This is a genomic window from Klebsiella sp. NPDC088457 (assembly GCF_044900465.1).
Classification (GTDB): Bacteria; Pseudomonadota; Gammaproteobacteria; order Enterobacterales; family Enterobacteriaceae; genus Klebsiella.
Map to the genome: position 1 here is coordinate 19,657 of NZ_JBJDNH010000006.1, position 21,023 is coordinate 40,679.

Here is a 21,023-nt window from a genome sequence, read left to right on the forward strand (position 1 = left end):
AGTTGGTAGAGCAGTTGACTTTTAATCAATTGGTCGCAGGTTCGAATCCTGCACGACCCACCAGTTTTATACTGGTGACGAGTGAAGAAGAATTCAGACAGTACCCGAGCGGGTCGTTAGCTCAGTTGGTAGAGCAGTTGACTTTTAATCAATTGGTCGCAGGTTCGAATCCTGCACGACCCACCAGTTTTATACTGGTGACGAGTGAAGAAGAATTCAGGTAGTACCCGAGCGGGTCGTTAGCTCAGTTGGTAGAGCAGTTGACTTTTAATCAATTGGTCGCAGGTTCGAATCCTGCACGACCCACCAATGTAAAAAAGCGCCCTAAAGGCGCTTTTTTGCTATCCACGGGGGACAAAATTCGCACCTGCAGCAGGTTCGGGTCGAACGTAGTGAGACAACGGAGCCGCTTGCGGCGACGGCCCGTAGGGCGAGGCGAAGCCGGGTCATCCTGCACGACCCACCAATGTAAAAAAGCGCCCTAAAGGCGCTTTTTTGCTATCCACGGGGTACAAAATTCGCACCTGCAGCAGGTTCGGGTCTCACGTAGTGAGACAACGGAGCCCTTGCGGCGACGGCCCGTAGGGCGAGGTGAAGTCGGGTCATCCTGCACGACCCCATGGAGGATGCCGCTTTTTGCTATCCGCTGTTTTTCCACCACAAAAATAGCTCCCTCTTTCTTTGGCTTCATTCAGGTATAAATTCCTCACGACAATTTCTGTACAATCGGCTATCTTGTTTAGCATATAAAACATCATGACCGTTATGATGCCCTGTGTGGGCATATTTACGGTTTTTGAGTTAAGCCAGTAAAACGAGATTGCATGATGAGCGTAATGTTTGACCCTGAAACGGCGATTTATCCATTCCCGCCTAAGCCATTGCCCTTAAGTCGCGATGAAAAGCACTTTTATCGGGAAAAGATTAAACGTCTGCTGCGTGAGCGCGATGCGGTGATGGTCGCCCACTACTATACCGATCCTGAAATTCAGCAACTGGCAGAAGAGACCGGCGGCTGTATTGCGGACTCTCTGGAAATGGCTCGTTTCGGCGCTCGCCACACGGCATCAACATTGCTGGTTGCCGGGGTCCGCTTTATGGGAGAAACGGCAAAAATCCTCAGCCCGGAAAAAACGATCCTGATGCCCACGCTAAACGCCGAGTGCTCTTTGGATCTGGGCTGTCCAGTTGATGAATTCAATGCTTTTTGCGATGCGCATCCCGATCGCACCGTGGTGGTCTATGCCAATACCTCGGCGGCGGTAAAAGCGCGCGCTGACTGGGTTGTTACCTCCAGTATCGCTGTTGAACTTATCGAACATCTGGATAGCCTGGGCGAAAAAATTCTTTGGGCGCCGGATCGTCATTTAGGGCGTTACGTGCAGCGACAAACCGGCGCGGACGTACTCTGCTGGCAAGGGGCCTGTATTGTCCACGATGAGTTTAAAACTCAGGCGCTGACGCGAATGAAGGCGCTGTATCCCGATGCTGCCATACTGGTGCATCCTGAGTCGCCACAGTCGATCGTTGAGATGGCCGATGCGGTCGGCTCGACCAGCCAGCTGATTGCCGCCGCCAGAACGTTGCCTCAGCGCCAGCTTATTGTCGCCACCGATCGGGGGATCTTCTACAAAATGCAGCAGGCGGTGCCGGAAAAAGAGCTGCTGGAAGCGCCGACGGCGGGAGAAGGGGCGACCTGCCGCAGCTGCGCCCACTGTCCGTGGATGGCGATGAACGGCCTGAAGGCCATCGCTGAAGGGCTGGAGCACGGAGGCCTTGAACACGAAATCCAGGTGGATACCCAGCTGCGCACCGGGGCATTAATTCCGCTTAACAGAATGCTGGATTTTGCAGCTACACTACGGGGATAACTGACAAACGGCGTCATCATACGCTCTGGGGAAAATATGGATTTTTTTAGTACACAGAACATTTTGGTACATATACCCATTGGGGCCGGGGGATACGACTTATCATGGATTGAGGCGGTCGGCACCCTTGCCGGGCTGTTGTGTATCTGGCTGGCGAGTCTGGAAAAGATCGGCAACTATGCTTTTGGGCTGATCAACGTGACGCTGTTCGCCATCATTTTCTTTCAGATTCAGCTCTATGCCAGCCTGCTGCTCCAGGTATTTTTCTTTGCCGCTAATGTTTATGGCTGGTACGCATGGTCGCGGCAAACCAGCGACCATGAGGCCGAGCTGCAAATTCGCTGGCTACCTTTGCCCTGGGCGCTCGGCTGGCTGACGGCTTGCGTGGTGGCGATTGCGCTGATGACGGTGTTCATCAACCCGGTCTTCGCATTCCTGACCCAGATTGCGGTGACGGTGATGCAGGGCCTGGGGCTGCAGGTGACGATGCCGGAGCTCCAGCCGGATGCGTTCCCGTTCTGGGACTCCTGCATGATGGTGCTGTCGATCGCGGCGATGATTCTGATGACCCGCAAATATGTCGAAAACTGGCTGCTGTGGGTGATTATCAACGTCATCAGCGTGGTGATTTTCGCCCTTCAGGGGGTGTACGCGATGGCGCTGGAATATCTGCTGTTGACCTTTATTGCCCTCAACGGCAGCCGCATGTGGATGAACAGCGCGCGTGAGCGAGGTTCTCACGCGTTATCTCGTTAATGATGGTGCTGATGGCCATGCCCGGCGTGCGTCAGGTTAAGACGGCATTCCGGGCCGCTACAGGGCTGATACTCCATCTGCACGGTGACATGTTCAATAGCATATTTATGCTGCAGAAAGGTTTGAATACGATTCAGCAGGCCGTCGTGATCGTACGGCGGTACCACCTGAACATGCAATGTCATCACCGTTTTTTCGCCGACCAGCCAGACGTGAACATGATGGACATCGCGAACCTCCGCAACGGAGCGATGCAAATCGCGTTTTAGCCCCTCGACATCTAACGAGCGCGGGGCCCCTTCCAGCAGCTCGTTCATGCTTTCCTGCAACAACCGCCAGGCGCTACGTAACACCAGGCATGACACCAGTACCGACAAAATCGGGTCAATCGGCGTCCAGCCGGTGGTCAGAATCACTATCGCGGCAATAATTGCCCCAACCGAGCCCAACAGGTCGCCGAGGACATGCAGCGCGGCGGCGCGAACGTTGAGGTTCCGCTCCGCGCTGCCGCGGTGCAGGATCCAGAACGCCAGGATATTGGCCAGCAAACCGGCAACGGCAATGACCATCATCGTGGCGCCGGCGACAGGTTGGGGATGGTTAAAGCGTTGCACCGCTTCCCAGACGATAAGAATGGTGATCGCCACCAGCGCAATCGCGTTGACGAAAGCCGCCAGCGTTGTCAGACGCAGCCAGCCGAAGGTATGGCGGGTGTTGGGCGGGCGGTTGGCGAAGCGGACCGCCAGCAGGGCGAACAGCAGGGCGGCTGAATCGGTCAGCATATGGCCGGCATCGGCCAGCAGCGCCAGCGAGCCAGAGAGTACTCCGCCGATGGCTTCAACCAGCATAAAACCGGCGGTGACGATGAAAGCCTGCAGCAGCCGGCGGGCATTATTATCTTCCGACGGTGAAGGAGAAGTATGAGAGTGCGCGTGGGCCATGGTGCCATCCCCTGATAATTATCATTATTACTGTATGACATCATACCGCTTTTCGGTTAACAAAATGAAAAAGGAGAGCCGTAGCTCTCCTGATGTTAAACCTGGGGGTTACTGGGTAGTACCGTCGGTTTTGCTGCTGTCGCCCTGGGGACTATCCGGGCAGCGGCCGTCTTTGCACATCGAGTTTTTATGCGCTTCGTCGCTGGTCATCCCGCCGCTATTGGCAGGTGAATCTTCGGAATGGAGCATCGTCCCGCCGGAGTTGATTTTATTGTTATCAACGTTATTCGGCGCTACGTTTTCACGGGCATCGGGGGCGACCTGCCCGGCATCGGCGGCGGCGTTTGCCTGCCCGTTATTGGATTGCGCGCCGCTATCTGCCGCCAGGGCAGCGCCACTGGCCAGAGTGAGGGCGGAGGCTAAAAAGAGGGTGGTGAGTTTGGTCATTTTCATCGGATGCTCCTGTTATGGTCGAATTGTCGGATAACCGCTTCCAACAGTGCATTTGCCTGAGTGGTGACACGCTCTGGTTAAAGACCCTACATCAAAGAGTTACACCAGCATGGAATACTAATTATTTGCGTAAAATATGGCTTTAACAGTTAAAAATTATAGCTTAAGGATTATTATTCGCTACTTTATGGCGTTTTTAACCCTATTTCCAGGATTAATCTGTCGCGACTGTAAAATCATGTTTACACTTTTTCGGCGAAGAGATAGATTGGAGGGATTGCATTTAAATAGATAAGATGGCAACGCTGGAAAGAACATGAATTATCAGAACGACGATTTACGTATTAAAGAGATCAACGAATTATTACCTCCCGTTGCGCTCCTGGAAAAATTCCCCGCTACCGAAAACGCCGCAAATACCGTGGCTCATGCGCGTAAAGCGATCCATCAGATCCTCAAAGGCAACGACGATCGTCTGCTGGTGGTGATTGGCCCGTGCTCAATTCACGATCCTGCGGCGGCAAAAGAGTACGCCGGGCGTCTTCTGGCGCTGCGTGAAGAGCTGAAAGGGGAACTGGAAGTGGTGATGCGCGTCTATTTTGAAAAACCGCGTACCACCGTCGGCTGGAAAGGGCTGATTAACGATCCGCACATGGATAATAGCTTCCGCATCAATGACGGTTTGCGTATTGCGCGTAAGCTGCTGCTGGAGATTAACGACAGCGGGCTGCCTGCGGCGGGTGAATTCCTCGATATGATTACCCCACAGTATGTTGCCGACCTGATGAGCTGGGGAGCTATCGGCGCGCGTACCACGGAATCGCAGGTGCATCGTGAACTCTCTTCCGGCCTCTCTTGCCCGGTGGGCTTTAAAAACGGCACTGACGGGACCATTAAAGTGGCTATCGATGCGATCAACGCCGCCGGCGCGCCGCACTGCTTCCTGTCAGTGACCAAATGGGGCCATTCGGCGATTGTGAACACCAGCGGTAACAGCGATTGTCATATCATTCTGCGCGGCGGTAAAGAGCCGAACTACAGCGCGAAGCACGTCGCGGAAGTGAAGGTCGGTCTGGCGAAAGCGGGCCTGCCGGCGCAAATCATGATCGACTTCAGCCATGCCAACTCCAGCAAGCAGTTTAAAAAGCAGATGGAAGTAGGGGCGGACGTTTGCCAGCAGATTGCCGGCGGTGAGCAGGCGATTATGGGGGTGATGATTGAAAGTCACCTGGTGGAAGGGAATCAGAATCTGGAAAGCGGCGAGCCGCTGACCTACGGTAAGAGCGTGACCGATGCCTGTATCGGTTGGGAAGATACCGATCTCATCCTGCGCCAGCTGGCGGACGCGGTGAAAGCCCGCCGCGGCTAATGCGTTGCGTCGCCCGGCCCGGCGTCGCGACGCCGGGCTGAGGGCAATAAAAAAGCGTGGACGACTCCACGCTTTTTTTATGGCTGGCGAAAATTACTTCGCTTTACCCTGGTTGGCTACCGCTGCGGCTTTGGCGGCGATTTCATCCGCGTTGCCCAGGTAGTAGTGTTTGATCGGTTTGAAGTTTTCATCGAACTCATAAACCAGCGGCACGCCGGTCGGGATGTTCAGTTCGAGGATTTCATCTTCGCCCATGTTGTCCAGGTATTTCACCAGCGCGCGCAGGGAGTTACCGTGAGCGGCGATAATCACGCGCTCACCGCTTTTCAGGCGCGGCAGAATGGTTTCGTTCCAGTAAGGCACAACGCGCTCAATGGTCAGCGCCAGGCTTTCGGTAAGCGGCAGCTCTTTGTCGGTCAGTTTTGCATAACGCGGATCGTGACCCGGATAGCGCTCGTCATCTTTGGTCAGCTCCGGCGGGGTAATGGCAAAACCACGACGCCACTGTTTTACCTGCTCGTCACCATATTTTTCCGCAGTTTCCGCTTTGTTCAGACCCTGCAATGCACCGTAGTGACGCTCGTTCAGCTTCCACGATTTTTCTACCGGCAGCCACGCTTGATCCAGTTCGTCCAGCACGTTCCACAGAGTGTGGATGGCACGTTTCAGCACAGAGGTATAAGCAAAGTCGAAGCTGAAGCCTTCGTCTTTCAGCAGTTTACCTGCCGCTTTTGCTTCACCAACGCCTTTCTCGGACAGATCGACGTCGTACCAACCGGTGAAACGGTTTTCATTGTTCCATTGGCTTTCGCCATGACGGACCAGTACCAGCTTAGTTACAGCCATTCTCTCACTCCTCAATACACGCCATCTTCCGCGCTGCCTCAACGCTGGCAACCGGTGCGCTCCAGGATGGCATAGATGTCTATGCTCCCAGGAATTCACCCGGCTGCCGGCCCGACGCAACCCGAATGCTGTGGTGTATGCGTTTTATTGATTGATTACTATTCTCATTATATTGCCGTAATTTGAGCCACGGCAACGCTTATCCCTAACCATAGCGAAAATAGTGGCTCAGTGTAAGATGCTTGTAAATCGGCGGTTATCTTTTTGTCTGTAAGCGGCGTAATTTGCAGCAAAATGGCGAAAAAAAGCCCTCCGACAGGAGGGCTGGGGCATTATCCGGCGATGAACTGGTATTCAGTCAGGCTGACGTATTCCTCGCCGGGGCGCAATACGCAGTCTGGCTGTGGCCATTCCGGGTGATTGGGAGAATCCGGCAGGAATTCGCTTTCCAGCGCCAGACCCTGCCAGTCGGCATAAGGCCGATCCGTGCGCGACGGGGTGCCGCCGAGATAGTTACCGGAATAAAACTGCAGGGCGGGGGCGGAGGTATAGACCGTCATCTGCAGTTTTTCATCCTGCGACCAGACATGGGCGGCCGCCTGGCGAACATCGCCTTTGGCCTGCAGCAGGAATGCATGATCATACCCTTTCACTTTCTGCTGATCGTCATCGCGGAGGAAGTCGTCCGCCAGCACTTTCGGCGTGCGGAAATCAAAGCCGGTCAGCGTGACGTTTTGCAGCTCGCCGCCCGGGATGCCATCGCTTTCGACCGGCAGATATTGGTCGGCGAAAATTTGCAGCCGATGATTGCGGACATCGCTCAGCTGACCATCCAGATTGAAGTACACGTGGTTGGTCAGATTGACCGGGCAAGGCCGATCGACGGTGGCACGATACTCAATGGCGATGCGATTATCTTCGGTCAGACGATAGTGCGCTGTGGCGTTGAGGCTGCCCGGAAAGCCCTGATCGCCATCAGCGGATGCGAGGGCAAACAGCGCCTGATGTTCGTCCGCGCGGACAATCTGCCAGCGGCGTTTATCAAAGCCATCCGGCCCGCCGTGCAGCTGGTGGCCGGCTTCGCTCGTGGGCGTCAGGGCGATAGTCTGGCCATCCAGCGTGAAGCGGCTGTTGGCAATTCGGTTGGCATACCGGCCCACCGAGGCGCCGAGATAGGCCGCCTGATGGTTATACTGTTCCAGGGTCGCGCAGCCGAGCAGCGCTTCGCGAACCTCGCCATCGGCCAGCGTTATGCGGGCCGATAACAGCGTGGCGCCCCAGTCCATTAGCGTCACTTCCATCCCGGCGTCATTACGCAGGGTGATCAGATTCCACGGCTGGCCGTCCGGCGCGCGTTCGTTGGTTTGATTCAGCACTGGCCAGCCCCCTGTGACGGTTTGCAGACGTAGAAGGTCTCTTTAATGCCGGTTTCCGCTTCATACCGGGCCGCGACGGCCTGCTGAACGGTATCCACCAGCGCTTCCGGTACCAGCGCCACAACACAGCCGCCGAAGCCGCCGCCGGTCATGCGAACGCCGCCTTTATCGCCAATGGCGGCTTTGACAATCTCGACCAGGGTATCAATTTGCGGGACGGTAATTTCGAAATCATCGCGCATTGAGGCGTGAGACTCGGCCATCAGCTCCCCCATACGCTTCAGGTCGCCTTTCTCCAGCGCGCTGGCGGCTTCGACGGTGCGGGCGTTTTCGGTCAGTACGTGACGAACGCGTTTCGCTACCACCGGGTCCAGCTCATGGGCAACGGCGTTGAACTCGGCAATTTTGACATCGCGCAGCGCCGGCTGCTGGAAGAAACGCGCGCCGGTTTCGCACTGTTCACGGCGGGTATTGTATTCGCTGCCGACCAGGGTACGTTTAAAATTACTGTTGATGATCACCACCGCGACGCCCCTGGGCATCGATACGGCTTTGGTACCTAAAGTACGGCAGTCAAGCAGCAGCGCATGATCTTTCTTACCCAGTGCAGAGATCAGCTGGTCCATGATGCCGCAGTTACAGCCCACGAACTGGTTTTCCGCCTCCTGACCGATGAGGGCGATTTGCGTCCCGTCCAGCGGCAGATGGTACAGCTGCTGGAAAACGGTACCGACCGCCACTTCCAGCGAGGCGGAGGAGCTTAAACCGGCACCCTGCGGCACGTTGCCGCTGATCACCAGATCCGCGCCGCCAAAATGGTTATGGCGTTTTTGCAGATGTTTCACCACGCCGCGCACATAGTTTGACCACTGCTGGGTGTCGTGGCTGACAATCGGCTTATCCAGGGAGAATTCATCGCTCTGATTTTGGTAGTCAGCGGCAATCACCCGCACGATACGGTCAGCCCGCGGCGCGCAGCTGATGACCGTCTGATAATCGATCGCGCAAGGGAGTACGAAGCCGTCGTTATAGTCGGTATGCTCACCGATCAGATTGACGCGACCCGGTGCCTGAATAACATGGCTGGCGGGGTAGCCGAATTTTTCAGCAAACAGGGTTTGGGTTTTCTCTTTCAGACTCATTGTTATTCTCCGGATTCGCGAAAATGAACGTCGCTGACGGCCCGCAGGCGCCCGGCGGCTTGTTCCGCCGTCAGATCGCGCTGGGTTTCGGCCAGCATTTCGTAGCCGACCATAAATTTGCGCACCGTCGCGGAACGCAGCAGCGGCGGATAAAAGTGGGCATGTAGCTGCCAGTGATTATTGTCTTCGCCATTAAACGGCGCGCCGTGCCAGCCCATGGAGTAGGGGAATGAGCACTGGAACAGGTTGTCGTAACGGCTGGTCAGCTTTTTCAGCGCCAGCGCAAGGTCGCTGCGCTGCGCTGCGGTTAAATCGGTAAGACGTTGCACGTGCGCTTTCGGCAGCAGCAGCGTCTCAAATGGCCACGCCGCCCAGTAAGGCACAACGGCCAGCCAATGTTCAGTTTCGACCACCGTCCGGCTGCCGTCGGCTAATTCACGCTGCACGTAAGCCACCAGCATTGGCGAACCCTGTTCGGCGAACCAGGCTTTTTGCAGGCGATCTTCGCGTTCGGCTTCATTGGGCAGGAAGCTGTTGGCCCATACCTGGCCGTGCGGGTGCGGGTTGGAGCAGCCCATCGCCGCTCCTTTATTCTCAAAAACCTGCACCCACGGGTAGGTTGCGCCCAGATCGGCGGTCTGCTCCTGCCACGTTTTAACCACCTCTTCCAGCGCTTCGACGCTCAGCTCGGGCAGCGTTTTGCTGTGATCTGGCGAGAAGCAGATGACCCGACTGGTGCCGCGCGCGCTCTGGCAGCGCATCAGCGGATCGTCGCTTTCCGGAGCATCGGGGGTATCGGTCATCAGTGCCGCGAAGTCGTTGGTAAACACGTAGGTCCCGGTGTAGTTCGGGTTGGTGTCTCCCGTGACGCGGGTATTACCCGGGCACAGGAAGCAATCCGGATCGTGCGCCGGCAGGGTTGACCTGGCCGGCGTTTCCTGCGCCCCCTGCCAGGGGCGTTTGGCGCGATGCGGTGAAACCAGAATCCACTGCCCGGTTAACGGGTTATAACGACGATGCGGATGGTCGACGGGGTTAAATACGTTCATGACGGTTCCTTAGTCTGGATAACCCTGCGGATGACGAGACTGCCAGTGCCAGGTGTCCTGCGCCATTTCGTCAAGGTTGCGGGTCACGCGCCAGTTCAACTGCTGGTCAGCTTTTTGGGCGTCGGCCCAGTAGGCCGGGAGATCGCCATCGCGACGCGGAGCGAAATGGTAGTTTACGGGTTTGCCACAGGCTTTGCTGAAGGCATTAATGACGTCAAGGACGCTGCTGCCAACGCCTGCGCCGAGGTTATAGATATGTACGCCAGCTTTGCCAGCCAGTTTTTCCATCGCCGCGACGTGGCCGTCGGCGAGGTCCATGACGTGGATATAGTCGCGTACGCCGGTACCATCAGGGGTGGGGTAATCATTGCCGAAGACGGCCAGCGATTCGCGACGGCCCACGGCCACCTGGGCAATGTAGGGCATCAGGTTGTTCGGAATACCCTGCGGGTCTTCACCCATGTCGCCTGATGGATGCGCGCCGACCGGGTTGAAGTAGCGCAGCAGCGCAATGCTCCAGTCGGGCTGGGCTTTTTGCAGGTCGGTGAGGATTTGCTCAACCATCAGTTTGCTTTTGCCATATGGGCTTTGCGGCGTACCGGTGGGGAAACTTTCGACGTAAGGGATCTGCGGCTGATCGCCGTAGACGGTTGCCGAGGAGCTGAAAATAAAGTTCTTCACGCCGGCGGCGCGCATGGCGGAGACTAATTTTAGTGTGCCGGTTACGTTATTGTCGTAGTATTCCAGTGGTTTGGCGACGGATTCGCCGACGGCCTTCAGGCCGGCGAAGTGGATCACTGCTTCTATCGCGTGATCGTGCAGGATTTCCGTCATCAACGCTTCGTTACGAATATCGCCTTCGATAAAGGTGGTTTTAGCCCCGCCGAGACGCTCCATGACCGGTAATACGCTGCGCTTACTGTTGCAGAGATTATCGAGAATAATCACTTCATGCCCCTGCTGTAACAGTTGCACACAGGTATGACTTCCAATGTAACCGCTACCACCCGTAACCAGTACTTTCATGATTCGCTCCAATAGGCTTATCGTATGTGAAGAAGATAGCATACCAAAGAAGTCAAAAGTGTGACACAGGGCAAATTGGTGGAATCGTTTACACAAGGGTGAGAAACAGAAGGTTTATGAGTATTTTTGTTTTAAAACATTACTTTATGCGGTGTTCCTGACATTTTTCTGAAAAAAACAGGGAGCCGCGGACCCCCTGTTTTGCTTTAGTGCACGAGTGGACCGACCTGATAAGTGTAACCGTCTCCACTCTTCACAAACTCCAGACGATGGGTAATGCAGTCCGGCGCGTCTTCCGCATGATGGGAGACAAACAGCAGCTGGGTGGCCCCTTCGCTAATCAGCACATCGACAAAACGGCGCACCAGCTGTCGGTTGAGCGGGTCCAGACCCTGCAACGGTTCGTCAAGAATCAATAGCGTCGGGTGTTTGACCAGCGCCCGGACGATCAGCGCCAGCCGCTGCTGCCCCCAGGAGAGGCTGTGGAATGGCGCATCGGCGGTACGCTTGTCGATACCGAGGATATCCAGCCAGTTTTGCACCAGATGGCGTTGCTTATCGGAAACGGCCTGATAAATGCCGATAGAGTCGAAATAGCCCGACAGAATCACGTTGCGCACCGTGGTGCTGACGCGGTATTCAAGGTGCAGGCTGCTGCTGACGTAGCCAATATGCTTTTTGATATCCCAGATGGTTTCACCGCTGCCGCGACGGCGGCCAAACAGGGTGAGATCGTTACTATACCCCTGCGGATGATCGCCGGTGACCAGGCTAAGCAGGGTCGATTTTCCGGCGCCGTTGGGGCCGACGATCTGCCAGTGCTCGCCGGGATTAACCGTCCAGCTCAGGTGCTCAATGATCGGCCGATCGTTATACGACACCACGCCGTCATTGAGGACGATGCGCGGCGCGTCGGCTTCAAGAGCGTGGCGGGCGGCGGGGGCATCCGGCTCCGGCAGGGTCATGCCGTCGAGTTTTTCGCTGTGCGCCAGCTGGGCAATCAGCGCCTGTTGCAGCAGCGCCTGCTTTTCACCGGTTTCGCTCAGGGTGCAATCCGCCAGTACTCCGGCAAACTGAACAAATGGCGGTATTTCATCGAACCGATTGAGCACCAGCACCAGCGTGATGCCCGCGTCGTGCAGCGTTTCAAGCAGCCCGGCAAGCTGTTGACGGGAGGCGACATCAAGGCCGTCAAAGGGTTCGTCGAGGATCAGCAAATCCGGCTGCGCCATCAGCGCCTGGCATAGCAGCGTTTTACGCGTCTCGCCGGTAGAGAGATATTTAAAGCGACGCTGGAGCAGGCTGGTAATGCCAAACAGTTCGGCGAGGCGTGCGCAACGGGCGGCGTCTTTGCACTCATCCTGGATGATCTCTTCCGTTGTGCGGCCGGTGTCTTCTTCGCCGGGACTGAGCAAATCCGTATTGTTGCGCTGCCACTCGTCGCTGACCAGCTTCTGCAGTTGTTCAAATGAGAGGCGGGTCATGCGGGAAAAGCGGCTTTCACGCTGGCCGGAGAGCAGGGTGAGTTCACCGGACAGCGCGCGGGCCAGCGCGGATTTCCCGCTGCCGTTGCTGCCGACAAAAGCCCAGCTTTCGCCAGCGCCAACGGCGAGGTGTTCAATCGTTAACGTTTTTGTGTCGCTCAGGCGAAACGTGCCTTGCGAAATTTGCAATGATGACATTGTGTATCCCACTTTTTGCAGCGATTTACCACAGGGATACGACGTCACGCGCGGGTTGTCAATCCCGTCAGCATAACGTGGCGAGAATGATGCGATCCGCATTGAAATATGCTATCGCCTCAGCACCTTCTGCCAGATCACGGGTCTGATCCACGGGTAAGGTTGCGCACAGGCTCTGACCATCCGGCAGCGCCATCAGGACTTCACACTGTTCAGGCCCATATTCAATATGGCTGATGCGCCCGGCGAGCTGATTGTCGGCTGCTCCGGCGACGGCCGGATCCTGAGTGATGCCCACCCACGGGGCTTTTAGCAGCACCAGCACTTCCTGACCCTCGTCGAGGCCCAGGCGATCGGCGCTTTGGGCGGTGATGGCAACTTTGAAGCGGGTCTGGCGATCGGCGAGTAGCACTTCGACATGCTGCTGCACCTGCTGGTGGTCGCGGCCGGTGATGGTGCCGAACCACTGGTTACGCGCGCTGGTTTGCAAAGAGAAGCGCGAGATGGCGGCCAGCAGGCTGTCGAGGGGCAGGGCGTCGTCATCGCTCAGCACGTCGAAGGCTTTCTGTTGAATTTGCGCCAGCAGATCGTAAAGCTGAATCAGCCGCTGGCCGTAACGGGTCAGCACCGCGCCGCCGCCGCCTTTACCGCCGGTGGCGCGCTCGACCAGCGTCTGCTCGCTGAGCTGATTCATTTCATTGATCGCATCCCATGCGCTTTTATAGCTGATGCCCGCGTTTTTCGCCCCCTGGCTAATGGAGCCGGTACCATCGATCTGCTTTAGCAGGGCGATGCGACGGGGATCGGCGAACAGGCGCTGCTGTAACTTAAGGGTCAGAAGAATTTCGGCCTGCATAATAATATCCTGGCAAAAAAGGGTATTGTGACCGATAGCGGTCATCTTGCAAGATACATCTGTCGCCCGGCTCCGCCGGCCACCGCACAAATGGGGCGTGTTTTTCCAGCTGAAACGGTTACAATAAACTATTCGTACTTTCTGGAGCCCATTATGTTAGAGCTATTGAAAAGTCTGGTTTTTGCCGTTGTCATGGTCCCTGTGGTGATGGCGATCATCCTGGGCCTGATTTACGGTCTGGGCGAAGTGTTCAACATCTTCTCCGGCGTCGGTCACAAAGATCGCGGCCAGCACAACAACTGATTTCCCAACGCCCGGTTTTACCGGGCGTTTTTATATATCCCGCTCTTTTGATCCTCCTCTACTTACCACCAATTCGCGCTGGGAAAACCCTTGTCTTATCGTTATATTAGCCCCTACATAACGCACTCACAGGAGTTTCAGATGGCACGTCAATGGTTACGCTTGTTTGCCGGAGCGACATTAACGCTCTCCGTTGCTGGTCACGCGCTGGCGGAAGAAGGAAAGATCACCGTTTTTGCCGCGGCATCGTTAACGAATGCAATGCAGGACATTGCCAAAGAGTATAAGAAAGAAAAAAACGTCGAGGTGGTCTCCTCGTTCGCCTCTTCATCGACGCTGGCCCGGCAAATCGAAGCGGGGGCGCCTGCTGACCTGTTTATCTCTGCTGACCAGAAATGGATGGACTACGCGGTCGAGAAAAAAGCGATTGATACCGCCTCGCGTGAAACGCTGCTCGGCAATAGCCTGGTGGTGGTGGCGCCTAAAGCCAGCGCTCAGGGAGAGATCGCCATCGACAACAAAACCGACTGGACCAGCCTGCTGAAAGGCGGCCGCCTGGCGGTTGGCGATCCGGAACACGTCCCGGCGGGCATCTACGCTAAAGAAGCGCTGCAAAAACTGGGCGCCTGGGAAACGTTGTCGCCTAAACTGGCTCCGGCGGAAGACGTACGCGGCGCGCTGGCGCTGGTTGAACGTAACGAAGCGCCATTGGGGATTGTTTACGGCTCCGATGCGGTTGCCAGCAAAGGGGTGAAAGTGGTGGGGACCTTCCCGGAAGATTCGCATCAGAAAGTGGAATATCCGCTGGCTATCGTCGATGGGCATAAAAATGCGACGGTGAGCGCGTTTTATGACTATCTGAAAGGGCCGCAGGCGGCAGCTATCTTCAAACAATACGGATTTACGACCCGCTAATGTTCTTAAGCGATCCCGAATGGCAGGCGGTATTGCTCAGCCTGAAAGTCTCCTCCCTGGCGGTGGTATTAAGCCTACCTTTTGGGATCTTTATCTCCTGGCTGCTGGTCAGGCGTAATTTCCCCGGCAAAGCGCTGCTCGACAGCGTTATCCACCTGCCGCTGGTGCTACCGCCGGTGGTGGTGGGCTATCTGTTATTGATTGCAATGGGGCGGCGCGGGTTTATCGGCAGCTGGCTGTACGACTGGTTCGGTCTGACCTTTGCCTTTAGCTGGCGCGGCGCGGTACTGGCGGCGGCGGTGATGTCGTTTCCGCTGATGGTGCGGGCCATTCGTCTGGCGCTGGAAGGCGTCGACGTTAAGCTCGAGCAGGCGGCGCGAACCCTGGGCGCCGGGCGCTGGCGGGTGTTTTTCACCATTACGCTACCGCTGACGCTGCCGGGCATTATCGTCGGTACGGTGCTGGCCTTCGCCCGTTCGCTGGGGGAATTCGGCGCCACTATTACCTTTGTCTCCAATATTCCCGGTGAAACGCGGACCATCCCTTCGGCGATGTATACCCTGATTCAAACCCCGGGCGGTGAAAGCGCCGCCGCGCGTTTATGTCTGATTTCGATTGTGCTGGCGCTGATTTCGCTGCTGGTTTCTGAATGGCTGGCCCGTCTCAGCCGGACGCGGACGGGGAAATAGCGATGCTTGAACTCAATTTTACCCAGACGCTGGGCAACCACTGCCTGAGGATCAATGAAACGCTGCCCACCAGCGGGATTACCGCCGTTTTCGGCGTTTCCGGAGCGGGAAAAACCTCGTTGATTAATGCCATCAGCGGCCTGACCCGCCCGCAGCAGGGGCGGATTGTACTCAACGGCAGGGTGCTCAATGATGTCGATAAGCGTATCTGCCTGGCGCCGGAAAAACGGCGTATCGGCTATGTTTTTCAGGATGCGCGCCTGTTCCCACACTATAAGGTTCGCGGCAATCTGCAGTACGGCATGGCGAAAAGCATGGCAAGCCAGTTTGATAAGCTGGTGGCGCTGCTGGGGATTGAGCATCTGCTTGAACGCCTGCCCGGCGGGCTTTCCGGCGGTGAAAAGCAGCGGGTCGCCATCGGCCGGGCGCTATTAACCGCCCCCGAGCTGCTGCTGCTCGATGAGCCGCTGGCATCGCTCGATATTCCGCGCAAACGTGAACTGCTGCCATACCTTCAGCGCCTGGCGCGTGAAATCCATATCCCGATGCTTTACGTCAGCCACTCGCTGGACGAGATTCAGCATCTGGCGGATAACGTGCTGGTGCTGGAAGGGGGCGTGGTGAAAGCTTTTGGCGACCTTGAGGCGGTGTGGGGCAGCAGCGTGATGCATCCCTGGCTGCCGCAGGAGCAGCAGAGCACGATTCTCAACGTCTCGGTTGCCGCCCGGCATCCGCACTATGCGATGACCGCGCTGGCGCTCGGCGAGCAGCAGCTGTGGGTCAATCACCTTGACCGGCCGATCGGCGAGGCGGTGCGCATTCGTATTCAGGCGTCCGATGTATCGCTGGTCCTGCGGCCGCCGCAGCAGACCAGCATTCGCAATATCCTACCGGCGCAGGTGGTGCAGTGCATGGAAACGCACGGGCAGATCGAGGTACAGCTGAACGTCAGCGGCCGTACGCTATGGGCGCGCATCAGCCCGTGGGCCAGAGATGACCTGGGGATTACGCCAGGCCAATCGCTGTATGCGCAGATTAAAAGCGTGTCGATTACCGCCTGATCACAGCAGATGGCGGTTGATAAAATCGGCAATACTGTTGCTTTCGTTGTCGCCGATGACGACGTTGGCGCGGGCTTTGACTTCGTCAACCGCATTGCCCATCGCCACCCCGGTACCGGCGGCTTCCAGCATGCTGAGGTCATTATAGTTATCGCCGAAGGCCACCACCTCCTGCATCGACAGCCCCTGAGCTTCCACCCACTGCGCCAGGCGCTTGCCTTTACTGTTGCCGGCGCGGGCGATATCGACCTGATCGTGCCACGACCATTCGCACTCCAGACCCAGCGTCTGCCCCACCTGCAGGGCGAACCGCTGCAGTTTAGGAATGTCCTCATCGGTGAGGGCAAACTTCCATACCGCCTTGACGTCGCGTGCGGCCTGCGCCAGCGAATCGACCTGGGTAAACCCCGGGCGTTGCTCGGCGGGCAGCGACTGCGCCCAGCGGGTCGTGCGAATAACGTGCCCGGTCGGGCGTTCATACAGCATCGCGTCGTCAACGTACATCAGGCCGTGAATATCGTGCTCGGCCAGCATCCCGGTCAGGCTCAGCGCTTTATCTACCGGCATCGGATCGGACTGCAGAACCTTTTTTGCCTGATAATCATACAAATAAGTGCCATTACAGCAAATTGCAGGTGTATCCAGAGCCAGTGCCTGATAAAAAGGATGGATAGCGACGTGATGTCGGCCAGTGACGACGATCGCCTGGAACCCTGCCGCTCTGGCGCGCGCCAGCGCTTCCAGCGAGGCGGGCAGGATCGTTTTGTTGGAGGTGAGCAGGGTGCCGTCTAAATCCAGTGCAATCACGCGTGGGGTCATGTGTTGTTTCCGGTTAATGGTGAAAAAATTGCCTGGCATGATGGTACACCGCTCTCTCTCAGGGGCAAATTTTTCAGCATCTACCGTTAAAAGAGTCTATACATTGCATCAAAGAAGCAGCTTGATGAATGAAATGTATACGTTTTTCCATGTGCAGTGAGGAAAGGAGCAGTCATGAAACAAACCGTTTATACCGCCAGCCCGGAAAGCCAGCAGATTCATGTCTGGAGCCTGGATCTTGAAGGGCAGCTCAAACTTGTGCAGGTTGTTGACGCCCCAGGCCAGGTTCAGCCGATGGTGGTGAGCCCGAATAAAGAGTATCTCTACGTCGGCGTGCGTCCGGAGTTTCGCGTCCTGGCTTACCGCATTGCGCCAGATAACGGCGCGTTGACCTTCGCCGGCGAGGCGGCGCTGCCGGGCAGCCCGACGCATATTTCAACCGACCATCAGGGGCGTTTCGTGTTCAGCGCCTCCTACAACGCTGGTTGCGTGAGCGTGACGCCGCTGATTGATGGCCTGCCGGGGGAAACGGTGACCGTTGTTGAAGGGCTGGAAGGCTGCCACTCGGCCAATATTTCCCCGGATAATCGTACCCTGTGGGTACCGGCGCTGAAGCAGGATCGCATCTGTCTGTTTAACCTCAGCGATGACGGTTTCCTGTCCGCGCAAGACCCGGCGGAAGTGACCACCGTTGAGGGGGCTGGCCCACGTCATATGGTGTTCCATCCCAATCAGCAGTACGGTTACTGTGTGAACGAACTGAACAGCTCCGTCGACGTGTGGGAGCTGAAAGATCCGAATGGCAATATTGCGCGTGTACAAACGCTGGATATGATGCCTGCTGATTTTACCGATGTACGCTGGGCGGCGGATATTCACCTGACGCCGGATGGCCGCCATCTTTATGCCTGCGACCGTACCGCCAGCATTATTACCGTCTTCAGCGTATCCGAAGATGGCAGCGTGTTGTCGGTTGAAGGCTATCAGCCGACCGAAGCGCAACCGCGCGGTTTTAACCTCGATCACAGCGGTAAATACCTGATCGCCGCCGGGCAGAAATCGCATCATATCGCGGTCTATGAGATTAGCGCAGAGCAGGGGCTGCTGACCGAGAAAGGGCGTTACGCCGTGGGCCAGGGGCCAATGTGGGTGGTGGTTAACGCTTATTAAGCCGCGCCTCGCCGTGGCTAATGCTGGTCACTTAAGGTGGCCAGCAGGTTTTTGGCGTGATGCCGGTAAACGGCGGTTTGGGCGAAGTGCGTTTGTCGTTCGTGCTGTGGAATATTCCACCGCCCGAGTGATGAGACCGTGCTTTCGCCTCCTAAAAAGAAAGCCTTGCGGCATGCTATGAACATGGCGGATGGCCCGACCGGACATCGTTGCTGAACGTGCAGATAACGTCAAAAAATTATCTCCGTAGCGGCGACCCGCCACCGAAAACGCGTCTACTCCAGCGCCACCCAGCGCCTGCCGACAATGACCGTCAGCGCCACAATCGTCGCTATCGCCGCCAGATGCGTGACAAAATCCAGCGCATGCAGATGTACCGGATGGCAAAACGCCAGCAGGCTGACCGCCAGACAGGCAATTCCCAGCCCCGCCATCGCCAGGCTACGCACCGGATGCAGCGACCGGCTACGACGCAGGCTGGCGATCATCAGCGCCATCATCGGCGTACTGACCACCAGTAAAAAGATAAAGCAGGGCACGCTGTCATTATCCGCCGTCAGCGGTGGCTGATGCGGGATGCTGCTGATACTCAACCCCAGCCACATCACCCCAATGGGGAGCAGGGCTTTCCAGCTGAGGTGGCGGCGGCCGGCAATACTCATATTGAAGGCGCTGAGAATGGCCAGCGTGCCGAGTAAAAAAGCCAGCAGCAGCTGGACCACCGCCCACGGGGCGCCGGGCTGCGACCAGTCGGTCGGGCTGCGTTGGACCAGAAAACTGGCGGCGATGGCGCAGGGAAGCGCGGCGGCCAGCCATGCCAGCACGCGCCAGCCGGTAGGGCGCAGCCGTTTTACCGGCCGCATGCCGCGCCCCAGTTTTTCAATCAACAGGTCATGATCGGTCATGATGAGCTCCAAAGCGGCGCAGATTTTTCAGCGCCCGATGCAGCAGCGATTTCACCGCTGCGACACTCAGATTGTGATGCGCGGCGGCCTCCGTCAGGCTCATTTCGCGCAGATGAACATGCTCCACGATAGCTTTCTGGCGAGAGGGGAGCTGGTTCAGGTACCCCGCCAGTTCCTCCCGACTATCCCACCGCGGCGGTTCCGGGGCCGTCGCCGTTTCCGGCAGCGTCTCTTCAGGGATTTCCCAATGCTGATAGCGCCCGCGGCGGCGCAGCGCATCAATGGCGCGCGCCGCGATAATCGCCATCAGCCAGGGTAAAAAAGGGAAGGCCGGATCGTAGGTATGGCGCACCCGATGCACCGTCAGCAGGACATCCTGAATCACGTCTTCGACTAAGGCCTCATCGGCGATGCGTTTACGTATCTGCGAACGAATCACCGGCACCAGCGCCTTAAGTAACCGGGTGTAGGCGCGCTGATCGCCCGCCTGTGCCTGTGCCATTAGCGCGGGCCAGCTTTCGCGCGCGCTATCGTTGGTTTCCATAATCCGCCTTGTTGCGTTTACACCTTTTTGCTGGTCGCCTGATTCAACGCGTTTACGACGATGCCCGGCGTCAGGACCTGCGGCAGTACTTTGGGCGGCCCGCCGTCGGCCGGATAAACCACGTACAGCGGCAGACCGCCCTGGCCAAACTGATTCAGCGCATCATCGACATCCGGGTTAAATTTAGTCGAATCTGCGATCATATACAGCGTGCCGGTTTTTGCCAGCACCTCTTTGACCGCCTGAGTCGAGAGCGAGGTTTTCTCGTTTACCTGACAGGTGATGCACCACGAGGCGGTGAAGTTAACAAAGATAGCCTGGCCGTGGCCGCGCCGGGACTCAACCGCCTGCGGCGTCCATTTTTCCGCGGCGACGTCGGCGCTAGTCCGGGCGCCCGGCTGCGCTGAGTCCGGATCAATCAGGCCGACCAGCGGGGCGATGACCGCCAGCGCGAGCGCCGCCGTGACGCCAAACAGAACCTTATGCCCTTTGCCCTGATAGCGCCGCTGCTGCGCGATACCGTATAGCCAGGCGGCAAAGCTTAGCACCACGGATGCCGCCAGCAGCGTGGCCAGCGCGCCGCTCCCGGCCTGCTGCGCCAGAACCCATACCAGCCAGGCGTACGCGCTAAACATCGGAAACGCCAGCACGCGTTTGAGTATATCCATCCACGCGCCCGGACGCGGCAGGAGAGTGGCCAGCGCCGGAAACAGCGAGACCAGGGTGAACGGTGCGGAAAAACCCAGCGCCAGAGCGAAGAACACCGCTAATGCCGTGGCCGGGGGCTGCACCAGCGCGTAGCCGATGGCGCTGGCCATAAACGGTGCCGCACACGGGGTGGCGACGATAATGGCCAGCGCGCCGGTTAACGCCGAGCGGATAAAGGCGCCGCGTCCCATCTCCAGGGCGCCAACGCGCTGTGCCGCCAGCCCGACCTCGAACACGCCGAGCAGGTTGAGCGCCGCACCGAGGATCACCAGCGCAAGCAGGGCAATCACCAGCGGAGACTGCAGCTGGAACCCCCAGCCGACGGCGAGGCCCCCGGCGCGGGCCGCCAGCAGAATACCCGCCAGCGCCATCATGGTGATCATCACGCCAAGTAAAAATGCCAGCCCTTCGCGACGGGCGCTGGCGGCATTATCCGGGTGACGCAGGAGCCCGAGCGCTTTCAGGGAGATGACCGGAAAAACGCAGGGCATAAAGTTGAGTATAATGCCGCCCATAAAGGCGGCCAGCATGGCGGTTATCAT

21 protein-coding genes, 3 tRNA genes and 1 other RNA gene (1 of these 25 running past the window's edge) are annotated in these 21,023 nt (G+C 57.5%); 12 read left to right on the forward strand and 13 right to left on the reverse strand.

Features of this window, described 5'->3' with window-relative positions:
- The 6 genes from ACI2JR_RS05450 to pnuC form a co-directional block, all read left to right on the forward strand.
- Positions 1-63: transfer RNA gene (locus tag ACI2JR_RS05450), tRNA-Lys, on the forward strand; it begins 113 nt to the left of the window's first position.
- Positions 64-110: 47 nt separating this feature from the next.
- Positions 111-186 (forward strand) — tRNA-Lys (locus ACI2JR_RS05455).
- Between the two features lie 47 nt (positions 187-233).
- Positions 234-309: transfer RNA gene (locus ACI2JR_RS05460), tRNA-Lys, on the forward strand.
- Positions 310-333: 24 nt separating this feature from the next.
- Positions 334-466, forward strand: a non-coding RNA gene (locus ACI2JR_RS05465) — RtT sRNA.
- A gap of 361 nt (positions 467-827) precedes the next feature.
- On the forward strand, positions 828-1,871 hold the full coding sequence (gene nadA / locus ACI2JR_RS05470; protein WP_132728142.1) for a quinolinate synthase NadA: 1,044 nt from the start codon (positions 828-830) through the stop codon (positions 1,869-1,871).
- 36 nt (positions 1,872-1,907) lie between these two features.
- Positions 1,908-2,627 (forward strand): nicotinamide riboside transporter PnuC, encoded by a 720-nt coding sequence (gene pnuC, locus ACI2JR_RS05475; RefSeq protein WP_132728016.1) that lies wholly within the window; start codon positions 1,908-1,910, stop codon positions 2,625-2,627.
- On the opposite strand, the gene zitB is transcribed toward pnuC, so the two are convergent.
- Complete coding sequence (zitB, locus tag ACI2JR_RS05480) at positions 2,624-3,568, reverse strand: CDF family zinc transporter ZitB (protein ID WP_462478062.1); 945 nt, start codon at positions 3,566-3,568, stop codon at positions 2,624-2,626. The two genes, pnuC and zitB, sit on opposite strands and share 4 nt — an antisense overlap.
- A 108-nt stretch (positions 3,569-3,676) precedes the next feature.
- Positions 3,677-4,021: a YbgS-like family protein gene (locus ACI2JR_RS05485; protein WP_132728010.1), complete on the reverse strand. Its 345-nt coding sequence runs from the start codon at positions 4,019-4,021 to the stop codon at positions 3,677-3,679.
- A 316-nt stretch (positions 4,022-4,337) separates the two neighbouring features.
- Here ACI2JR_RS05485 and aroG point away from each other — a divergent pair, with 316 nt between their 5' ends.
- Positions 4,338-5,390: a 3-deoxy-7-phosphoheptulonate synthase AroG gene (aroG, locus tag ACI2JR_RS05490; protein WP_132728007.1), complete on the forward strand. Its 1,053-nt coding sequence runs from the start codon at positions 4,338-4,340 to the stop codon at positions 5,388-5,390.
- 93 nt (positions 5,391-5,483) lie between these two features.
- Here aroG and gpmA read toward each other — a convergent pair whose 3' ends face one another.
- The 7 genes from gpmA to modE all read right to left on the reverse strand — a co-directional run bounded on the left by gpmA (position 5,484) and on the right by modE (position 13,367).
- The gene (gpmA, locus tag ACI2JR_RS05495) at positions 5,484-6,236 is read right to left on the reverse strand and encodes a 2,3-diphosphoglycerate-dependent phosphoglycerate mutase (RefSeq protein ID WP_132728004.1); all 753 of its coding nucleotides are present in this window, start codon (positions 6,234-6,236) and stop codon (positions 5,484-5,486) included.
- Between the two features lie 332 nt (positions 6,237-6,568).
- Positions 6,569-7,612 (reverse strand): galactose-1-epimerase, encoded by a 1,044-nt coding sequence (gene galM, locus ACI2JR_RS05500; RefSeq protein ID WP_462478063.1) that lies wholly within the window; start codon positions 7,610-7,612, stop codon positions 6,569-6,571.
- On the reverse strand, positions 7,606-8,754 hold the full coding sequence (galK, locus tag ACI2JR_RS05505; protein ID WP_462478064.1) for a galactokinase: 1,149 nt from the start codon (positions 8,752-8,754) through the stop codon (positions 7,606-7,608). Before galK ends, galM begins: the two co-directional genes overlap by 7 nt.
- Positions 8,755-8,756: 2 nt before the next feature.
- Complete coding sequence (galT, locus tag ACI2JR_RS05510; RefSeq protein ID WP_132727996.1) at positions 8,757-9,803, reverse strand: galactose-1-phosphate uridylyltransferase; 1,047 nt, start codon at positions 9,801-9,803, stop codon at positions 8,757-8,759.
- Between the two features lie 9 nt (positions 9,804-9,812).
- Positions 9,813-10,829 carry a UDP-glucose 4-epimerase GalE gene (galE, locus tag ACI2JR_RS05515; RefSeq protein WP_132727993.1) on the reverse strand — a complete coding sequence of 339 codons (1,017 nt, stop codon included), beginning with the start codon at positions 10,827-10,829 and terminating at the stop codon, positions 9,813-9,815.
- A gap of 206 nt (positions 10,830-11,035) precedes the next feature.
- Positions 11,036-12,511, reverse strand: coding sequence for a molybdate ABC transporter ATP-binding protein ModF (gene modF, locus ACI2JR_RS05520; protein WP_462478065.1), 1,476 nt, complete (start codon positions 12,509-12,511; stop codon positions 11,036-11,038).
- A gap of 67 nt (positions 12,512-12,578) precedes the next feature.
- On the reverse strand, positions 12,579-13,367 hold the full coding sequence (gene modE / locus ACI2JR_RS05525; protein WP_462478066.1) for a molybdenum-dependent transcriptional regulator: 789 nt from the start codon (positions 13,365-13,367) through the stop codon (positions 12,579-12,581).
- 153 nt (positions 13,368-13,520) lie between these two features.
- Here modE and ACI2JR_RS05530 point away from each other — a divergent pair, with 153 nt between their 5' ends.
- The 4 genes from ACI2JR_RS05530 to modC all read left to right on the forward strand — a co-directional run bounded on the left by ACI2JR_RS05530 (position 13,521) and on the right by modC (position 16,335).
- Entirely contained in the window at positions 13,521-13,670 is a 150-nt protein-coding gene (locus ACI2JR_RS05530) for an AcrZ family multidrug efflux pump-associated protein (RefSeq protein ID WP_132727984.1), read from the forward strand.
- Positions 13,671-13,811: 141 nt separating this feature from the next.
- Positions 13,812-14,585, forward strand: coding sequence for a molybdate ABC transporter substrate-binding protein (modA, locus tag ACI2JR_RS05535; protein ID WP_132727981.1), 774 nt, complete (start codon positions 13,812-13,814; stop codon positions 14,583-14,585).
- Positions 14,585-15,274, forward strand: a complete 690-nt coding sequence (gene modB / locus ACI2JR_RS05540; protein WP_132727978.1) for a molybdate ABC transporter permease subunit — start codon at positions 14,585-14,587, stop codon at positions 15,272-15,274. Before modA ends, modB begins: the two co-directional genes overlap by 1 nt.
- A gap of 2 nt (positions 15,275-15,276) precedes the next feature.
- A complete protein-coding gene (modC, locus tag ACI2JR_RS05545) occupies positions 15,277-16,335 on the forward strand; it encodes a molybdenum ABC transporter ATP-binding protein ModC (RefSeq protein WP_132727975.1) in 1,059 nt (352 codons plus the stop codon).
- Here modC and ACI2JR_RS05550 read toward each other — a convergent pair whose 3' ends face one another.
- Positions 16,336-17,154 (reverse strand): pyridoxal phosphatase, encoded by an 819-nt coding sequence (locus ACI2JR_RS05550; protein ID WP_462478067.1) that lies wholly within the window; start codon positions 17,152-17,154, stop codon positions 16,336-16,338. It abuts the gene before it with no gap.
- A gap of 174 nt (positions 17,155-17,328) precedes the next feature.
- On the opposite strand from ACI2JR_RS05550, the gene pgl reads away from it, so the two are divergent.
- The gene (gene pgl / locus ACI2JR_RS05555; protein WP_132727969.1) at positions 17,329-18,324 is read left to right on the forward strand and encodes a 6-phosphogluconolactonase; all 996 of its coding nucleotides are present in this window, start codon (positions 17,329-17,331) and stop codon (positions 18,322-18,324) included.
- Positions 18,325-18,599: 275 nt separating this feature from the next.
- Here the strand turns inward: pgl and ACI2JR_RS05560 are convergent, their stop codons facing one another.
- Genes ACI2JR_RS05560 through ACI2JR_RS05570 form a run of 3 tightly spaced genes read right to left on the reverse strand, consistent with a single transcriptional unit; the run spans position 18,600 to position 21,023 of the window.
- A complete protein-coding gene (locus ACI2JR_RS05560) occupies positions 18,600-19,229 on the reverse strand; it encodes an NrsF family protein (protein WP_132727966.1) in 630 nt (209 codons plus the stop codon).
- The gene (locus ACI2JR_RS05565; RefSeq protein ID WP_132727963.1) at positions 19,216-19,773 is read right to left on the reverse strand and encodes a sigma-70 family RNA polymerase sigma factor; all 558 of its coding nucleotides are present in this window, start codon (positions 19,771-19,773) and stop codon (positions 19,216-19,218) included. The genes ACI2JR_RS05560 and ACI2JR_RS05565 overlap by 14 nt, the downstream gene beginning before the upstream one ends.
- Positions 19,774-19,790: 17 nt before the next feature.
- Entirely contained in the window at positions 19,791-21,023 is a 1,233-nt protein-coding gene (locus ACI2JR_RS05570; protein ID WP_462478068.1) for a protein-disulfide reductase DsbD family protein, read from the reverse strand.